Here is a 15,650-nt window from a genome sequence, read left to right on the forward strand (position 1 = left end):
AACGTCGGTTACTTCGATCGCGCGCGAAGAACATTGGCTCCGGCGGCGCTGTCGGCCAGAATGGCATCGCTCTCAACGTCTTGGTCCAAAGCTGAAGAGGCTCCCGCGCTGAGCAGTGGCTGGTGACAAAGCTCTTTGGATCGGCTGCACGCCGCCGCGCGTGATGATCGCTGACGAGCTCCGTTCGTACGGTACGACATGGGCGAAGATGGGCCTTACATCTAAAGGTGTTGGTCATCGTCGATAGTAGCCACTGGAGCTTGGACCGGAACCATTGCTGGCAGAGATCTGGGCTCCTACAAGCAATTGGTGTGCCACCAGATCATTGTTAGTGAATGTTTCAATGGCGACAGAAGGCGTCTTCCGGTGCTCACCGTGTGTCGGGAGTCGCGGATTGTGCCACTCCGCCTAGTATTTGAACAGCGTCAACCTTGCGAGCGATCCGTCCGAAGGCCAACCCAGCATTGGAGTGATTTGGGTTGAGGTCACAATGCACGTCGGCGCTTGCATCATGCCAGCCTGTCAATGTGCGCGATCGCACACGACTGTCAGCTTTGCGTCAATTACGATCGAACCGATGCTTTTGACGTTTCACGAGGTTACGCTGCCGATACGCTCGTATTCGCCCCAACTAATGTAACCTTCGTGATGGTCCCGGATCATCACCTCCCAGGTACCGACGGGCTTGCCGTGCCCGTAACTGCGCCGAGCCCATCCATCGACGATGGCAGTCCGCTTCTCGCTCTTCCCATAGACGTAAACGCCGGCGTAGAAGGGGTTTTTGAGGATGCCGATCACATTGCGATAACGTACTGGCATCCATACGAAGTTGGTCATGCGCCCTTCATCCGACGGCCGAGGGAAGTGAATGTGATCTTTCGTCATCGACAGCAGCACCTGACGCGCGCTTCCAAGGTCGTGGAAGCGGGCGAAGATGGATCGAATTACCTCTTGCAGACGCAGATCAGGATCGAGCCCAAGCCCGGCCTCCCGATGCCAAATGTAGCCGAACGGAACAGAAAGTCGCAGTTCGCCACGGCGCGCCTTCGACCTGGCGGCATCGAGCATCCGGGCTCTCAGCACGCCCAGTTCGAACTCGCTGATACTGCCCTTCATTCCCAGCAGCAGCCGATCGTTGGGTCGACATGGATTGTAGACGCCGTCATGGTCAATGACGCGGGCTTCGACCAGGCCGCACAGTTCGAGCAGGTGATGCCAGTCCCGACCGTTGCGCGCAAGCCGTGAAGCATCGAAGCAGAAAACGGCACCAACTTTGCCGGCGCACAGTAGGGCGACGAGACGATCGAAGCCCGGACGGGCGACGGTTCCGCTGGCAGAGCGCCCGAGGTCGTCGTCGATCACCTCGACGTGGCTGAAGCCGTGGTGTCGCGCAATGTCAACAAGATCATACTGCCGTCGCTGGCTTTCCAGATTGGTTATAACCTGCGACTGAGTGGATTGCCGCACATAAACGACGGCCTTGCGCGCGAGCAGCGCTGTCGGAATCAAATCAGTGATGGTCATCGTTGAGCTCCTCGAATATCAGGTCGAGCTGCCGGCCCGACGCCGGCACCAGCGTATTGCGGGATCTCATCATGGTCCTCCTGAGTGATTCTACGTCCACTTCGGAAGGGTGCCGCTTTGCTGCCGCCAGAGACCAGCCTGTTCAATTCGATTAGCGTCGCAAGATCGACGCGTGGCGTTCCCATGGTCATGCCGCGGCAGACCACGGGATCGATCATCCACCCTGAGATCGCGATGACGACACCTGTCGGCCCCAGAACCTTCAAAAACCGGCCTGTCGCTCGTTCTTCGACGCGACGAATGGAAACCTTCTGGCCAAAATATGGATGCCAGCGATAGTGAACCTCGACTTCATCGCCGACATGGGCAGAATGAACGGGGCATTGCTCTCGGAAGAAAGGCATGGCTATTCGCCGGTTCCCAGCGCGGAGGCGAGCGTGCTGCCTTCATGTATTCCCTAATCGTCACGGCAAAGACGAACGATATCGATCCGCAGGCCTGGTTGGCGGACGTGCTCGCCCGCATGCCTGGCATTCCCGTATCACGGCTGCCGGAACTGCTGCCGTGGAACTGGCCCGCCGGAAGCGCCCGGCAGATGGCGGCCTGATGGCGCGCCCGACGCATGTCTACACGATCAACTACGTCGCCACGCTGATTGGCGAGAACCTCGAACTCATCCAGGAGGTCGCCAGCAACTCCGACAACATCGACTATGGTGAGATGATCCATGCCCATGACGGCAGCGAAGAGGGCATCACGACCTTCACCGACCGGGGCATCGAAAGCTTGAAGGAGTTCCTCGCCGATATCCGCACCTGGGAAGGAGGTGTTCGGCAGTTCCTTGTCGACGAGCAATGCGATCGCGACAAGATTCGAACGCATCATGGCAGACGAGCCGAAATCATAAGTGCCGCGGCCTTCGCCGGATGGATACTCTTGTACTGGACGTTGACCTTGCGGCTCAGATGGAGCGCCGCCATGCCCTTGGCGGCCGTGATTCCTCCCAGATTGCCATGAGAAGATGTTGAGCATTGAATGTGAATTTTCGCTCAAATTCGACGCAACCTAGATGTTTCAGTGGCGGGTGCGGCCATAGCCGACTCATCTTTCATGGAACTGGGCCACCGGTCTAGCGAGACTGTTTTGAATGCATTCATGAAGCAATTTGGCTAAACTCTCAAATATTTGCTATAACGCAAAAAATGCCCAAAATGGGTATTTAAAACGGTTGTAGTGTGGCGATGACAAGTGGTTCAAATCGGTTCAGGTTGGCTCAAGCCTACAACGAGTGGCAGGAAAACAGGGACGTGCGGTGACGGAAGATCTAGCAAGCTACAGAAGTTCGAGAGGCCTCGTCAGCACCGCCGATCCGGAGGTTGACAAGGCGATCTATCGAAAGCCAGGTTTCGGCGGCGAAATTACATCGTTGGGTCACATGGAGGAATTGATCAGCGCGTTCCTGAAAAAGACACGCGAAGCGCAGGGCCTGTCTCGCGCAGACGTTGCTCCAATGCTTGGTCTGTCCATCCCTGTATACGGACGCTACGAGCGGGCATTTTCCAAAATGACTGTTACTCGGATGATCCATCTGTGTGAGATTCTTGGCTTCATGCCTATCGATATGATCTTTGAAGCTGCGCCACATCTTTGGGGCCGCACATCGGAGGAGGCCGAGGATTGTCTCACACTGGCGAGGATTCTTAGGAGACTTCCGAACGGCACGACGCGCGATCTTATTCGGCTCCTGCAGCGAATGATCCCCGATGACGACGAGAGCGACAGAGGTATCAGTGATGTAGCGGAGCCCGTGAAGTGAGCTGGGTTTGTCTATGACGCCCCGACCAGTAGTTAGCAGTATTGGTGATAGCTGTCGCAGCCGACGCGCTGTCGTCGGTGTGCAGACACCCGCAATCTCACAACTTAGTTTTTCACTCGAATTTCCGTCTGATCAACAATACGCGCCGATTGCGCAATTTTTCGATCTTTGGTTGGCGTTGATCTCGCTCGATGCTCGAGCGATTCGTCGGCGAGCGACGCCAAGTCTATTTGCATGCGCTTTGCTTCGACAGTAGGGTCTGTGTTAAACTCCCTCGTTGGGTTTTCCCGCTCAATGCCATGTGGGTATTCGAGCTGCCGGCGCGCATGCTTTGATTTCGATTGCTGAATCTAAGCCCGTCCTCTCCGCGCCTCCGTTCCATCGCGCCGATCCTTTTTGCCATTCGGCTCGGAAACAGCCTTTTGACATCACGATCAGGTTCCGCGAAAACGGGGTCGAGTCGCTGAGACTGGAAACGCTGTTCATGGCTGTCGCCGTTCAGAGGTAAGGGCATCGCCTAGGTGTTTAGTCCCGGCATTTGATGGATGGGGTCGATGATGAATCGATCCGGCTCCAAAGTCCATCGTCTACAGATGAACTCGTAAGGCGTAAGGCCCTTTAACGTCTTGAGCCGGCGCCCGAAATTGTAGGCGTCGATAAAGTCGGCCAGATGTTTTTTCAACTGCGCATGATCGTCGTAGTGGAAGCGCTTGACGGTCGCCTCCTTGATCGTTCGGTTCATCCGTTCGACCTGTCCGTTGGTCCAGGGATGCTTCACCTTGGTCAGGCGATGCTCGATGCTGTGATCGTCGCAGACCCAATCGAAGATGTGCTGGAAGGCATTTCGATCACAAGCTCGGTTGGTGAACTGAATGCCATTGTCGGTCAAAACGGTGTGAATGGTGTAGGGCACTGCCGCGATCAGATTGCGCAAGAACTGAGCGGCATTCATCTTGCCGGCTTTGGTGTAGAGTTCCGCGAACGCGAACTTGGATGTTCGGTCAATTGCGACAAAGAGATAGAGCTTGCCCTCAGCCGTCTGCACCTCGTCAATATCGATGTGGAAGTAAGCGATCGGATAGCTTTTGAACTTCTTCTTCGGCTCCTTGTCGCCTCTGACCTCCGGCAGACGTGAAATGCCGTGGCGCTGCAAACACCTGTGCAACGACGAACGCGTCAGATGTGAAATGGTCGGCTGAAGAGCGTAGAGGCAATCATCGAGCGGCAGCAACGTGTGCCGGCGGAAGGCGACGATAGCGGCCTCTTCTTCGAGGGAAAGGGTCGTCGAGTGCGGGTCCTTTGGGCCTGTAGGAAGGTCGACCAACGATGTCCGCTTCTTCCATTTCGCCACGGTTTTCTGGTTGATCCCGTATCGCTTCGAAAGCGTTTTCAGGCTCTCTTCACTATTGCTCGACGGATTGCCTCTGTCGTCGTGGCGCTCCCGTGTAGAACCTGGCCCATAGTGCTTCCCTCCATGCCAAGGAAAATATTGCACCATCAAATGCCGGAACCAAACACCAGAGCAGCCAGCGCGCGGAGCCGTGATTGGTCTGCCGTGAACCGAGAGCTCCACGTGCAGGACAAAAGGCCACCATGCCCGCACACGACGTCCCGGGAGCTAGACGAGGAAATGAAGCGACCGTTATCACCAAAATCACTGAGGGTCATAGCCAATTTGGCGCAAGTGGATAATCCTTGCGTGAAGCGATTTCGGTATGATCTATGTCTATGTACTTGCGATCACTTATATATTTTGGTGAACGATAGCTATCGGGTGAGGTCCGCGTGGCCCAAAATGCGCCAAATTAGATCGAAACGAAACATTGGTGGTTCCAAGCACATCACTTTCCGTATAAAGAGCTTTGGCGCATTTACCTCAGTCGGAGCAATGTCAGGACCACCATTGAAGCAATGGATTAATGAACTCGGTTTGCAACAAGTCGATGATCCAGGCATAGACAAGCCGGTCTATCGAAAACCTTTTGACGGACGGATTGCACTTAGCGCCGAACTCGAAAACTTGATCAGCATCAGCCTTCGCGAAGCCCGCGATAAGCGAAAACTCCCGCGCTCGAAACTGGCGCCCTTGCTTGGCATCACTAAGCAGGTCTACGGCCGGTACGAAAATGGAGTATCCCGCTTGACCGTGAGCCGACTGATTCATCTGTGTGAGGTTTTGGATGCCACTCCGGAAGAGATTATCGCCCCGGCGGCACCTTATCTTTGGGGCGAAACTGAAACCAAAGCGGTTCTGCTGCTGGCTACTATCGTGAAGTTGCGGACTTTCGATGAAGAGATCTTGCAAGATATTTTCAGCTTACTAAGCCGCATAGACGAGACCGGTAGCGATAGCGGCGATCGTGCCATGAAAGTCGCGTCTACCAGCGCCACTGCAGACGATCGCGAATAGGACGTAGATCGCTAGCTTCAATAAACAGAACGTGCGTCCCTGATGAAGTTCCATCAGAAACCGCGAAGGACTAGCTGGCGACCGTTCATCGCCACTCCGGGACATAGGTGGGTAAACCGGGGAGGGCGCAGTTGGGTCAACTGGTCCAACGCATCCCTGCTTTCGGCCGCTGGAGGGGACGCGCGGTCGTCTTTACGCCGCGAGTGCCAGGGAGGTCACGTCAAAGTCTAAGAAACCCGTATATTCGACATACAAAGCATCGATAATTCCATTCATACAATCCATTTTACCAATCTCCCGTGATGATGCACTAGGAATGATCTCAGACGCGAGTGACGGCGAAACATTTGACGATCCGGACTGGCTATAGCGCGAACCCGAGCAACGGCGCCGACATGCATCGGGGCGGCCACTGCTTCGATCGCACAGTGCGGGCTTCAAAAACAGCAGCAGGAAATACCAAAGGAGGTCTTTGCATGCGTTCTGAGGTGCGGTGGAAGCTGTGCTGGGAAAACGAGCTGGAACTCATCGACCACGTCGATCCTCCCGAGCTCTTTCGCAAAGCCCAAGGGCCGACCGGGGTCTTCAATTTCAGTGGCAGCCAAAGCTGGGCAAGGCGCGCCGACAACCTGCATTGGCAGGCGACCGACGCTGACAAGGGCGCGCGTGGCGATGAAGAGTCAGCAGCCAGCCGTCCTTTTGTTCACTGGACTTTCCGGCTCCGGCAAGTCGACAATCGCCAATGCGCTCGACCGGCTGCTGCATGCCCACGGGAAGCACACCTACATCCTCGACGGCGACAACGTGCGCCACGGGCTCAATCGCGACCTGGCTTCAATCAACCCGATCGCGTCGAGAACATCCGCCGCGTTGCCGAGGTCGCCGAGCTGATGGAGGAGGGGAGCTTATTGAAATCCTCGTCGACACGCCGCTTGAGGAATGCGCGCGACGCGATCCGAAGGGGCTTTATCGGAAGGCGCTCGCCGGCAAGATCGCCAATTTCACCGGCGTTTCCTCGCCGTACGAAATCCCTGAGGGCGCTGAATTACACCTCGAAACGGTTGGCCACGACCCTGCGGCGTTGGCGTTTGAGATCGAACAGTTCCTCGAAAGGCGAATGGAGCAAGTGACGCATGAGTGTGAGAGTGGGGAGGCTTGACCATTGGCGGCTTGAAGCGGCCGCGGCGGTCCTTGGCCTATTAACTACGCGGCGACCGTAGCAGCCCGCAGGCGGCCCGCGCCAACGTCCGATGTGGCTTCAACAGGAGACGGTCGATCACGCGCTCACGACTCGGCTTACTGAAACGGAGAAAAGATGTGGCTGATGCAAAGCTGCAAGCCGTGCTTTCGGCTCTTTCGCCGATGGCGAGACAGCTAAATGCGCTACCCTCCAATCAACCGGGGCGAGATGCGAACTGCGTTAAACTAAACACGAATGAGAATCCGTTTCCGTTGCCGATGATGGTGTTGCAAAGTGCGCTGGCGGCCCTCGAACGGCATTATCTGTATCCCGAAGATGACAATCTGAGCTTGCGCGACGCAGCCGCCAGCGCGTATGGCCTCTCCCAGGATCAGGTGGTCGCCGGGAACGGCTCGTCGGAGCTGCTTGGGCTCATCTACAGAGCATTCCTCGACCCGGGAGATAGCGTTGCGATGATATCGCCAGGTTTTTCCTTTAACCGCAAACTGGCCAAGTTGCAGGGTGCCAGATTTCTCGAAATCGAATGGGGCGAGTCTTATTCTCTGCCAATCGAGCAGCTGCTTCTTGGTCCAGCAAAAGATGCAAAATTCATACTGCTGGCCAATCCGAACAATCCAACGGGAACATTCGTTCCGGTGGCTGAAATCGACCGCCTCGTCGCGCAATCGGACCAGTTGATAGTGGTGGATGAAGCGTATGTCGACTTTGCACCCGATGATGCCCTGCGCCTAGTCGATCGTCATCCAAACCTTCTAGTATTGAGAACACTTTCGAAAGGATTTGCAGCCGCGGGAATTCGCGTCGGTTTCGGCTTTGGTCATCCCGAACTTATTGGGAGGCTACGCAACCTGCAAAATGTCTTTAACATGAACGTGATCGGCCATGCGGTGGGCATTAGTATCCTTTCGCACCGCGCCGACTACGACGAGAACCACAGATATATTAAACATGAAAGACACAGAACGACCACTGCCTTGTCTCAATTGGGCTTTTCTGTCATTCCCTCCCACACAAACTTTTTGCTAGCTCGGGTGCCACCCGGACGAGATGGCAAATGGTGGCAAGCGTCTTTGGATAGGCAGAACATACTTGTAGCCGTCTTTCCCGATGCCGGTTTGGAAAATTTTATCCGCGTCAGCATCGGCACCAGAACCCAAATGGACGCGTTCCTTTCAGCCGCCAGGGACATCATTTCTGGAAGTATGAAGACGCAGAGCTAGGCGGTTAGAATTATTGGCCACACTGCTTGTCACTTGGAAACACCAAGTATCGAAGTCCATATTGTGGGATAAAGATCACAAATAAGCGCAAGACCGTAAAGCGTGTGCCGTCTCGATCCCGTTGATTACGCGTGTTATTGGCGCACGAGTGGAGCACCCGGTGGCCGATGCGAGGCTTATTTCTGGCGATTCCGGCCGCGGCTCTGCCGCTGTATTGGGAATGGTTTAGGTTTCTTCATAATCGGTCCTTCGATTGACATTGAGTGAACAGTAATCTGCGGTCGTCGCCGATCTTCCGTCGATCACCTGCGACAGAACCTCGATCCGCTAAAGATCACGCTCGCTCATCGCCATTGATCCCACCCGCAATCCCCCACGCCAGCAAACGTGGGCAGTATGGCATTCGAACTTGGCAGAAACAGAACGTTTTCAATCTGCGGCACTCTAGCCGCTACAGAGATTCGAAGCGGAAGCCGTGCGGCCATGGTCACCATCCGCCTTGCTACCAAATGGTACAAGCAGAGCCGCGGCTTCGCCGATCGGCAGGTCGACCACCGTGATTCCGCTTGCTGCAAGGAAACGGCGCTCGTTTTTGGTAAGGCCTTCCGCATCAAGTACTGCAAAGTGGGGGCCGTGAGAGCGCTTGATGATCTGTCGAGCGTAGATCCGGAGCATCTGATCGTTGAAGCGGCAGCCAATGAAAAGAAAACCGCGATCTATACGCCGTTCTTTCACCATTCCAGGTATTGGCGTCTGGATATCGATTTCGGTTAGGACTTCCACGTAATCGGAATCGGACACCAGAAAGTTCGAAGCTGGTATAACACTGCCGTACGGCGCATAGAGGACCGTCTTTGGCGCTGAGACGCATTCGACGTCTCTCCCGGACAGATCGTAAGTTTTTGTCCAAATGTCGCCGCCGCCGTTTGCACGCGTGACGCCCTGAATCTCGACGACATCCGTTCGACCGGTCTTCGCGAAAGCCGCACGCATTGTCCCGTCGTACCAGCCGTCGACGATAAGGGAGAGCGGCAGCGTTGCGAGCCAGTCGTGGAGGGCGGTCGGCGCCACGGGTGCTCCAAATATTTCTGCCATCCAGGCCTGAAGCGTCCGGCGATGCCGTCGCTGTTCAATAAACTGCGCGACTGACCACATATTGCTGCGTATCCTGGAAGGGGCAGGTGTGCGTTCGTTGAGTGCCGCGGAGACGGCTTCCGGGGTGTCCGGTACAGGTGGTTCCGTGGATTGCAGCCGAAGGAGATCTGGACCGAGATAGGGAACGATCCGATCCGCAGCGAGCGCTTCCTGGAGCAGCCTAAGTCTTTTTTCGGCGTCACCGTTGCGAATGATCAGGAGACGGTCCGAGGTTAAAATTTTGTTCATGCTGGTTTCTCTTACCTCTCGTTTGCAGCATCAGTCCTCGTCAGGAATCTTCCTTGCGTGGACGGTGATCGGCAGAGGCGTATCCCGCGATAGCTTGGGCAAGACGAGTCTCCAGCCGTTCCTGAGAGTGATCGTGCCGCCCCACATGTCATCAGCCTCGACATCTACGATCGGCTCTTCGAGATCTTTCTTTGGTACGTAAGCCGACAAGCCGGCGCTCGTTCTGCGAATCATTATCTTCATGTCGCTATTCCTTCGTTGGGGGCCCCGCGATTTCAGCAGGGCCGCAAGCAGCGGCGTTGTCTAGACTCGTCAGTTCACGGGCACGCATGCCGACGATAGTGCCACGTTCGACCCATTCGACGGCATAGATGTAAAACTGCTGGAGAAAGGTGCCGATGTCGCGCACATAGCCTTCGTCGCCCTTCCGCACCAAATTTTCGCCAATTTTTTTGCCAGCATAGGTGCCGTCATTCTTTACGTGAAGTCTGGCCCGCACCCGCTCGCCGGGTGTAAATCGTGGAGGCCTGTGAATTTCGACCTCCTGTTCACGTCCAAGGCCCATGGGCATTCCTCCTTGCAGGATGTCATTGAAGGCTTCTCCGCAGGAGCCCCGACCATGCTGAAGGTCAAATCGCAGGTGCGGCGGGGACGCAGGTCTTCGGCACGGGGCAAACCTCCGCGCATTGCTGCGTTTCGAAGGTACCCTTGCATTCGGTGCATTTTTCCGGGTCGATAACGTAGATCTCACCTTTGAACCTGATCGCACCGGAGGGGCATTCGAACTCGCAGGCACCGCACTGGGTGCATTGGGACGCTATGATCCTGAAGGCCATTTTTAAACTCCTGAAGATGTCGGATTAAGAGCGCTCACGCCGTCGCCGCTTGTGGTTCGACGCCAAACTTGGCGGCGTAGAGGGTGCCGATGGCGGTCTCGATGTAGTCATAGCAATAAGCATCCGTTGCCCGAACCCCGGCCTCCATGAGCTTAGTCTTAGGGCACTCCCCGATCTTGGCGCATAGCACGACGTCAATACCGACCAGCGCAGTTATGATGCCGTCGAGGGTGGCTTCCTCGCCCCTGCCTCCGAGGCAATACTGTTCGATCTTGCGATGCCCCACGTAGGTGATGCCTCTCGACGAAGCTTCGTATACTTGGAACTCCTTCGCATGGCCGAAGTGCTCGTTGATGCGACCGCCACCCTTTGTCGCGACCGCGACGTGGAGGGACCCATCGCCGGCTGCTTTGACTGTCTCGATTGCCTCGCTCTTGGCGGTCGCGTGATCGCCGCGTTCGCGGGCGATCACTTCCCGATAGGCCTCGCGCTTACGGGCGTCATAGGTGATCTCTCCGGGAAGCTGGTCGAGTGCGAACTCCTGGCCCCGATCATCCCCAAGCAGGCCGACGGCATCGGCCCTACACTGCCGGCAATGGCGCATTAGCTTTGCGCCGCCTTCGAGACGATCCTGGAGCGCCTTCAATTCGAGCGCCCGCGGGCCGCGCTGTCCGGTCAAGCCGTAGTAGGTGCCATGGGCCGGATCGGAAATAAGCGGCATGACGTTGTGCAGGAACGCCCCCCGCTCCTTGACCCATTTATTTACCTCGACCAGGTGTTCGTCGTTGACACCAGGAATCATCACCGAATTGACTTTGGTGATGATGCCGCACGCGGTCAGCATCTCCAGGCCCACCATTTGCCGCTCGTGCAGAATTCTCGCAGCTTCGATGCCGGTGTAACGACGGTTGCGGTAAAAGATCCAGGGATAGATCTTTGCGCCGATTTCAGGGTCAACCATGTTGATCGTAATTGTCACGTGATCGACATTCATGTCGACAAGTTCGGCGACGTGATCCGGCAGCGCAAGCCCGTTGGTGGAGATGCACAGCTTGATGTCGTGGATCTCCCCCGCAACTCGTTCGAACGTTTCCTTTGTCTTCTTCCAGTCGTAACAGGCATCGCCCGGTCCGGCGACACCCAGCACGGAAAGCTGCGGCACTTCGTTGGCGACGGCAATGACCTTGCGCAGCGCCTGGTCTGGCGTCAACTTTTCCGAGACGACCCCAGGGCGGCTTTCGTTGGCGCAGTCATATTTACGATTGCAATAGTTGCACTGGATATTGCAGGCTGGTGCGACCGCGACATGCATGCGCGCGAAATAATGGTGAGCCTCTTCTGAATAGCAGGGGTGGTTTTTGATCTTCGCCCAGATAGCCTGGTCCACGTCGGCCGGTTTTGTGGACACGCCACATGACGAGGATGTGCAGCCACTCGGTTTCGCGGTCGCCAGCAATTGATCCAAGGATGTCGTGCTGGTCGCACTTTCAAGCGAAATCATCGGTGCGGACATTGAGTGCTCCGTTGCTAGTTGACGTCGCCTTTCAAAACGCAAAAGCCATGCCATCCCAAGGACGGGATTTGCTTTAAGAATTTGCATTTATTGCCCGATTCCGACCGTGTTCGGACACAGACTTGTCAAGCTTCCGACAGTCGACAAAAGAGTTGTCCGTAAGCCACCAAACCAGGCATTGGAGATCGAGAAGGTCCAACATCACCCAGGCGCTTAAAGCTTTTTCACCTCGATGCGATGCTGGCGTAGAGCATAGCCGACCTGACGAGGCGTAAGGCCGAGAATACGAGCCGCTTTGGCCTGAACCCATCCAGCCTTTTCCATCGCCTCGATCAACCGGTCCCGTTGCGTGAGGCGCGACTCCATTGCGGGACAACCGGAACCGTGCGGATCACAAGCCTTAACGGAAGATACCTCGTCCGACGCACCGATGCTCCCGCCCGAGCGCGGCGATGAAGTCGGCATCACATTGCTCCGGGCATGCCCATCGACGGTGATGCCGCCGGGCGACCCGTCGGTTTTCCAGAGGAGCGACGAAAGGCACTGGCTGTTCTTGCAGGCAAAATCAGACGAAACGATCGAGCTTGAACGCGCAAGGGTGGCAGTCCTTCGCACGCAGTTTTCGAGTTCCCGGACGTTACCTGGGAAATAGCATTGCGACATCACCTCGATCGCCGACGACGAAAACGTCAGCTCGCGTTGGTTCTCCTTGTTGAATCGGTCAAGAAGAGCGTTCGCAAGGCGTGGAATATCGCCGGGTCGCTCTCGAAGCGGCGGCAGGACAATTGGAACTACGCTGATGCGGTAATACAGGTCGGCCCTGAATTCGGCGTTTGCAACAGCCATCTCGAGGTTCTTATTCGTGGCGCATATGAGCCGGACGTCGACCGCAAGCGTCTTGGTTCCGCCCACCCTCTCCAGTTCGCCTTCCTGCAGGACGCGCAGCAGTTTGGCTTGAAAGGCGGGCGAAATCTCGCCAATCTCGTCAAGCAGAAGCGTTCCGCCATTTGCCAGTTCGAAGCGTCCGGCGCGCTGCGCGATGGCCCCGGTGAAAGCCCCTTTTTCATGCCCAAACAGCTCCGATTCCAGGACGCCTTCGGGCAGCGCGGCGCAGTTCAATTTGACGAACGGCTTGTTTTTACGAGGGGAAAGTTCATGGATCGCCTGTGCAAAAAATTCCTTGCCGGTGCCGCTTTCGCCCCGCAGAAGCACGGTGGAATTCGTCCTCGCCACCACCGAGACGGTTTCAACCACCTGCTGGAGAGCCGGGCTATCCCCGATAATCCCGTCGATTTTGACGGGTGGATGTCGGCCCGGCGCGCCCCTTTGCGCGATGATCGGCTTCTCCGGTCTCTCTTGTTCGCCGATAGGTCGCCGACCCTCCAGGTTCAGGAAACGATGAAGCCTGATCGTCCGACTGACCAGATTGGCGACCATGGTCAGAAAGCGAACGTCCTCGTCGGCGGGGAAGGGGGCGGCGTCGTTCCTGACGCGATCGATCGATATTGTGCCAAGTATTTTATTATCGGCTTTTACCGGAACGCCAATAAAAGAAATTGGGACGGTGCCGCTGCTCCAAGGCGGTTGCGGCTCAGCCTGAAATAATTCGGACTTGCTGACATCCTTTACGATTAAGGGCATACCGGTCGTCGCGATATGGTCGATTACGGCCTTAGGTATAACGCCTCGAGCGGCTGATTGAGAGGATGGGGGGATGTCGCCAGTTGCGGCAATCTCGGGCTGACCTTCAGCGTCTAGAACAACGATTGCTCCGCATCGAATCTGCAGAAAGGAAGAGAGGACGTTCACGACGTTGGCAAGCGTAATCTCTAGCCGGGCGGGGGCAGTCAGTACCTTTGATATCTCGTAGATTCCGCTGCGCTGCGTGCCCGCTTGGCGCATAGGTCCAGCAGGTAGCGCAGATAGGGGTTCCGCTCCATCGACCGGTCGGGCGGGCATGTGGGTCATTATATGGCCTTGGGTTGTCTAACGTTTCTTATCACCCTTGCTTGCATGTATATATAGTAATTTCTAATACCAATCTGCAACGCGCACCTCTGCAAGTTTCCGATGCGCCCGTCTGCAAACCCAAGTTGGTTCTGAATCGTGGAGTTGCAAACCTTTATCCGAACTTGAAGAGAACGCCGAAACCGCCTCTCGGATAGTTCCACTCGATATCTCCACTTGCCTCGCAGAGTACGCGGCACGTGCCGCACTCCATGCACCCGTCGGCGATAACCTCCACTTGGCCCTGGTCATTCAATTCGTAGCACTTGGCCGGACAGACACTTGTGAGGGCATACAGATTTACGCTTGGCCAATCGTGTGGACGCACCCTAATATGCGGGCGTCCGGCATCGACCACGTATCGATTTTGGTAAAGCTTGTCCTCTACGCGTATGTTCGTCACTGCAACCGTCATCTCATCTCTCCTTTATCGCCACGCGCGCGCCAAGCGAACCGCGTCACCAAACAGCCCCCAGCGGGAGCGTGCCTTGATGAAGGTGCCCGTGGTCGCCCGTTCCTTGTCGATCTTCGGGGTGCCATCGACTCGCACAAAGTTCTGTGCGGCCTGCGACAGCAACCTTGGATAAGTCGTGAAGAAATTGCGGGAATTGGTGTGCAGCAGGGCAGGCATGTCCTTGTATTTCCGCAAGTCTTTGATAACGAACGACTTTTCAAGCATCGACTTGTAAAGGGAGAGGTTCTCCTTGACCATCGGCTTTTTGCGATTCTTGATCTGGACGATTGCTTCGCCGGCGATGCGCCCCGACGTCATGGCGAGGTTGGACCCCTCGCGGTGCACCGCATTATTAAGTTGTGCCGCGTCGCCGACGACGACCCAGCCGTCACCAAAAAGCTGCGGAATTGCCTTGTAACCACCTTCTGGAATGAGATGCGCCGCATATTCCTTGACTTCCGCTCCTGCGATCAGCGGCTTTACCGACGGATGGCTTTTGAATTTTTCGAGCAGATCATAAGGACTTTCCATTGTTGCCGCGAATTCGGAGACAAGGCAGCCAATGCCGATCGAGATCGATTCTTTGTTGGTGTAGAGGAAGGCAAGCCCGGCCATGTTGCGAGAGATCGTGCCAACTGCCTCGATGACGCAGCCTTCATTGGCCTGGAGGCCGAACCGCTGGTCAATTACCTCTTCGGCCAGGAAATGCATTTCCTTGACGGCGAGCGCGACAGTTTCCGGTTTTGGCGTGTCACGCAATCCAGCACGCGTGCCGAGCAGCCCATTGACGCCCTCTGCGAGAACGACCACGTCAGCAAGAATCACGTCGCCGGCGCGGTCGGTGCGAACGCCAATCACCTTGCCCTTTGGATCACGAACGAGTTCCGTCACGGTCGTCTCGCATAGAAGCGTCGCTCCGGCCTCGCGCACCTTGCGTGAAAACCATTTGTCGAATTGGGCGCGAATGACCGTGTAGCGATTGTGTCTCGACTCGTTGAAGTCGTCCGACCGGTATTGCATACCGATGTGGGACGAGTCGTCCATCATCCAGAAGCGCTGCTCGACTAAGTGCCGCTCCAGAGGCGCATCATCCCGGAAATCCGGCAGGATTTTCTCCAGCATGTCCGCGTACATGATGGCGCCCTGCACATTCTTGGAGCCCGGATACTCGCCACGCTCCAACTGCAGCACCTTCATGCCGCGGTTCGACATCGTGTAAGCAGCTGCGTTTCCGGCCATGCCGGCCCCGATAACTATGGCGTCGAAGTTTTCCTCAGTCATGGGGC

General features: G+C 56.3%; 12 protein-coding genes and 7 pseudogenes. 8 read left to right on the forward strand and 11 right to left on the reverse strand.

Annotated elements, in window-relative coordinates:
- Positions 1-7 precede the first annotated feature (7 nt).
- A pseudogene (locus tag C4N04_RS32375) lies at positions 8-217 on the forward strand (IS6 family transposase); the annotation flags it as partial.
- Positions 218-612: 395 nt separating this feature from the next.
- On the opposite strand, the pseudogene C4N04_RS30060 reads toward C4N04_RS32375, so the two are convergent.
- Both C4N04_RS30060 and C4N04_RS30065 read right to left on the reverse strand, forming a co-directional pair.
- Positions 613-1,524, reverse strand: a pseudogene (locus C4N04_RS30060) (recombinase family protein); the annotation flags it as partial.
- Positions 1,521-1,928 carry a hypothetical protein gene (locus C4N04_RS30065; protein WP_011053436.1) on the reverse strand — a complete coding sequence of 136 codons (408 nt, stop codon included), beginning with the start codon at positions 1,926-1,928 and terminating at the stop codon, positions 1,521-1,523. The gene C4N04_RS30065 and the pseudogene C4N04_RS30060, both read right to left, overlap by 4 nt.
- Here C4N04_RS30065 and C4N04_RS30070 point away from each other — a divergent pair.
- From C4N04_RS30070 to C4N04_RS30080, 3 genes and pseudogenes are all read left to right on the forward strand, one after another.
- Positions 1,901-2,131: pseudogene (locus C4N04_RS30070) on the forward strand (transposase domain-containing protein); the annotation flags it as partial. The gene C4N04_RS30065 and the pseudogene C4N04_RS30070 sit on opposite strands and share 28 nt — an antisense overlap.
- Positions 2,131-2,431 (forward strand): annotated as a pseudogene (locus tag C4N04_RS30075) (hypothetical protein). The pseudogenes C4N04_RS30070 and C4N04_RS30075, both read left to right, overlap by 1 nt.
- Before the next feature lie 405 nt (positions 2,432-2,836).
- Positions 2,837-3,340, forward strand: coding sequence for a helix-turn-helix transcriptional regulator (locus C4N04_RS30080; protein WP_010069248.1), 504 nt, complete (start codon positions 2,837-2,839; stop codon positions 3,338-3,340).
- Between the two features lie 517 nt (positions 3,341-3,857).
- On the opposite strand, the pseudogene C4N04_RS30085 reads toward C4N04_RS30080, so the two are convergent.
- Positions 3,858-4,801: pseudogene (locus C4N04_RS30085) on the reverse strand (IS481 family transposase).
- A gap of 442 nt (positions 4,802-5,243) precedes the next feature.
- Between C4N04_RS30085 and C4N04_RS30090 the strand changes: the two are divergent.
- From C4N04_RS30090 to hisC, 4 genes and pseudogenes are all read left to right on the forward strand, one after another.
- Entirely contained in the window at positions 5,244-5,750 is a 507-nt protein-coding gene (locus C4N04_RS30090) for a helix-turn-helix transcriptional regulator (protein ID WP_004671987.1), read from the forward strand.
- Positions 5,751-6,226: 476 nt separating this feature from the next.
- A pseudogene (locus C4N04_RS32380) lies at positions 6,227-6,325 on the forward strand (adenylyl-sulfate kinase); the annotation flags it as partial.
- 39 nt (positions 6,326-6,364) lie between these two features.
- Positions 6,365-6,909, forward strand: a pseudogene (locus C4N04_RS30095) (adenylyl-sulfate kinase); the annotation flags it as partial.
- A 158-nt stretch (positions 6,910-7,067) separates the two neighbouring features.
- Complete coding sequence (gene hisC / locus C4N04_RS30100) at positions 7,068-8,171, forward strand: histidinol-phosphate transaminase (protein ID WP_008536542.1); 1,104 nt, start codon at positions 7,068-7,070, stop codon at positions 8,169-8,171.
- Positions 8,172-8,615: 444 nt separating this feature from the next.
- Here hisC and C4N04_RS30105 read toward each other — a convergent pair whose 3' ends face one another.
- From C4N04_RS30105 to C4N04_RS30140, 8 genes are all read right to left on the reverse strand, one after another.
- A complete protein-coding gene (locus tag C4N04_RS30105) occupies positions 8,616-9,554 on the reverse strand; it encodes an SIR2 family protein (RefSeq protein ID WP_008536543.1) in 939 nt (312 codons plus the stop codon).
- 30 nt (positions 9,555-9,584) lie between these two features.
- Positions 9,585-9,797, reverse strand: a complete 213-nt coding sequence (nifT, locus tag C4N04_RS30110; protein ID WP_004678514.1) for a putative nitrogen fixation protein NifT — start codon at positions 9,795-9,797, stop codon at positions 9,585-9,587.
- 4 nt (positions 9,798-9,801) lie between these two features.
- Entirely contained in the window at positions 9,802-10,119 is a 318-nt protein-coding gene (locus tag C4N04_RS30115; RefSeq protein ID WP_008536544.1) for a nitrogen fixation protein NifZ, read from the reverse strand.
- 64 nt (positions 10,120-10,183) lie between these two features.
- Positions 10,184-10,390, reverse strand: a complete 207-nt coding sequence (locus C4N04_RS30120; RefSeq protein ID WP_008536545.1) for a 4Fe-4S binding protein — start codon at positions 10,388-10,390, stop codon at positions 10,184-10,186.
- A 34-nt stretch (positions 10,391-10,424) separates the two neighbouring features.
- Positions 10,425-11,903 (reverse strand): nitrogenase cofactor biosynthesis protein NifB, encoded by a 1,479-nt coding sequence (nifB, locus tag C4N04_RS30125; protein ID WP_011053432.1) that lies wholly within the window; start codon positions 11,901-11,903, stop codon positions 10,425-10,427.
- Between the two features lie 213 nt (positions 11,904-12,116).
- Entirely contained in the window at positions 12,117-13,805 is a 1,689-nt protein-coding gene (gene nifA, locus C4N04_RS30130; RefSeq protein WP_011053431.1) for a nif-specific transcriptional activator NifA, read from the reverse strand.
- A gap of 220 nt (positions 13,806-14,025) precedes the next feature.
- Complete coding sequence (locus C4N04_RS30135) at positions 14,026-14,325, reverse strand: ferredoxin family protein (RefSeq protein WP_004678523.1); 300 nt, start codon at positions 14,323-14,325, stop codon at positions 14,026-14,028.
- A 12-nt stretch (positions 14,326-14,337) separates the two neighbouring features.
- Complete coding sequence (locus C4N04_RS30140) at positions 14,338-15,645, reverse strand: FAD-binding protein (protein WP_008536548.1); 1,308 nt, start codon at positions 15,643-15,645, stop codon at positions 14,338-14,340.
- Positions 15,646-15,650 lie beyond the last annotated feature (5 nt).

It is taken from the genome of Rhizobium sp. H4, from assembly GCF_003013335.1.
Taxonomy (GTDB): Bacteria; Pseudomonadota; Alphaproteobacteria; order Rhizobiales; family Rhizobiaceae; genus Rhizobium; species Rhizobium sophoriradicis.

What these genes read in the sequence shown, in the direction of transcription:
- C4N04_RS30120 (WP_008536545.1), bottom strand. Translation starts at nt 10,390, where the DNA reads ATGGCCTTCAGGATCATAGCGTCCCAATGCACCCAGTGCGGTGCCTGC.
- C4N04_RS30065 (WP_011053436.1), bottom strand. Translation starts at nt 1,928, where the DNA reads ATGCCTTTCTTCCGAGAGCAATGCCCCGTTCATTCTGCCCATGTCGGC.
- C4N04_RS30135 (WP_004678523.1), bottom strand. Translation starts at nt 14,325, where the DNA reads ATGACGGTTGCAGTGACGAACATACGCGTAGAGGACAAGCTTTACCAA.
- nifB (WP_011053432.1), bottom strand. Translation starts at nt 11,903, where the DNA reads ATGTCCGCACCGATGATTTCGCTTGAAAGTGCGACCAGCACGACATCC.
- C4N04_RS30105 (WP_008536543.1), bottom strand. Translation starts at nt 9,554, where the DNA reads ATGAACAAAATTTTAACCTCGGACCGTCTCCTGATCATTCGCAACGGT.
- nifA (WP_011053431.1), bottom strand. Translation starts at nt 13,805, where the DNA reads ATGCGCCAAGCGGGCACGCAGCGCAGCGGAATCTACGAGATATCAAAG.
- C4N04_RS30115 (WP_008536544.1), bottom strand. Translation starts at nt 10,119, where the DNA reads ATGGGCCTTGGACGTGAACAGGAGGTCGAAATTCACAGGCCTCCACGA.
- C4N04_RS30140 (WP_008536548.1), bottom strand. Translation starts at nt 15,645, where the DNA reads ATGACTGAGGAAAACTTCGACGCCATAGTTATCGGGGCCGGCATGGCC.
- nifT (WP_004678514.1), bottom strand. Translation starts at nt 9,797, where the DNA reads ATGAAGATAATGATTCGCAGAACGAGCGCCGGCTTGTCGGCTTACGTA.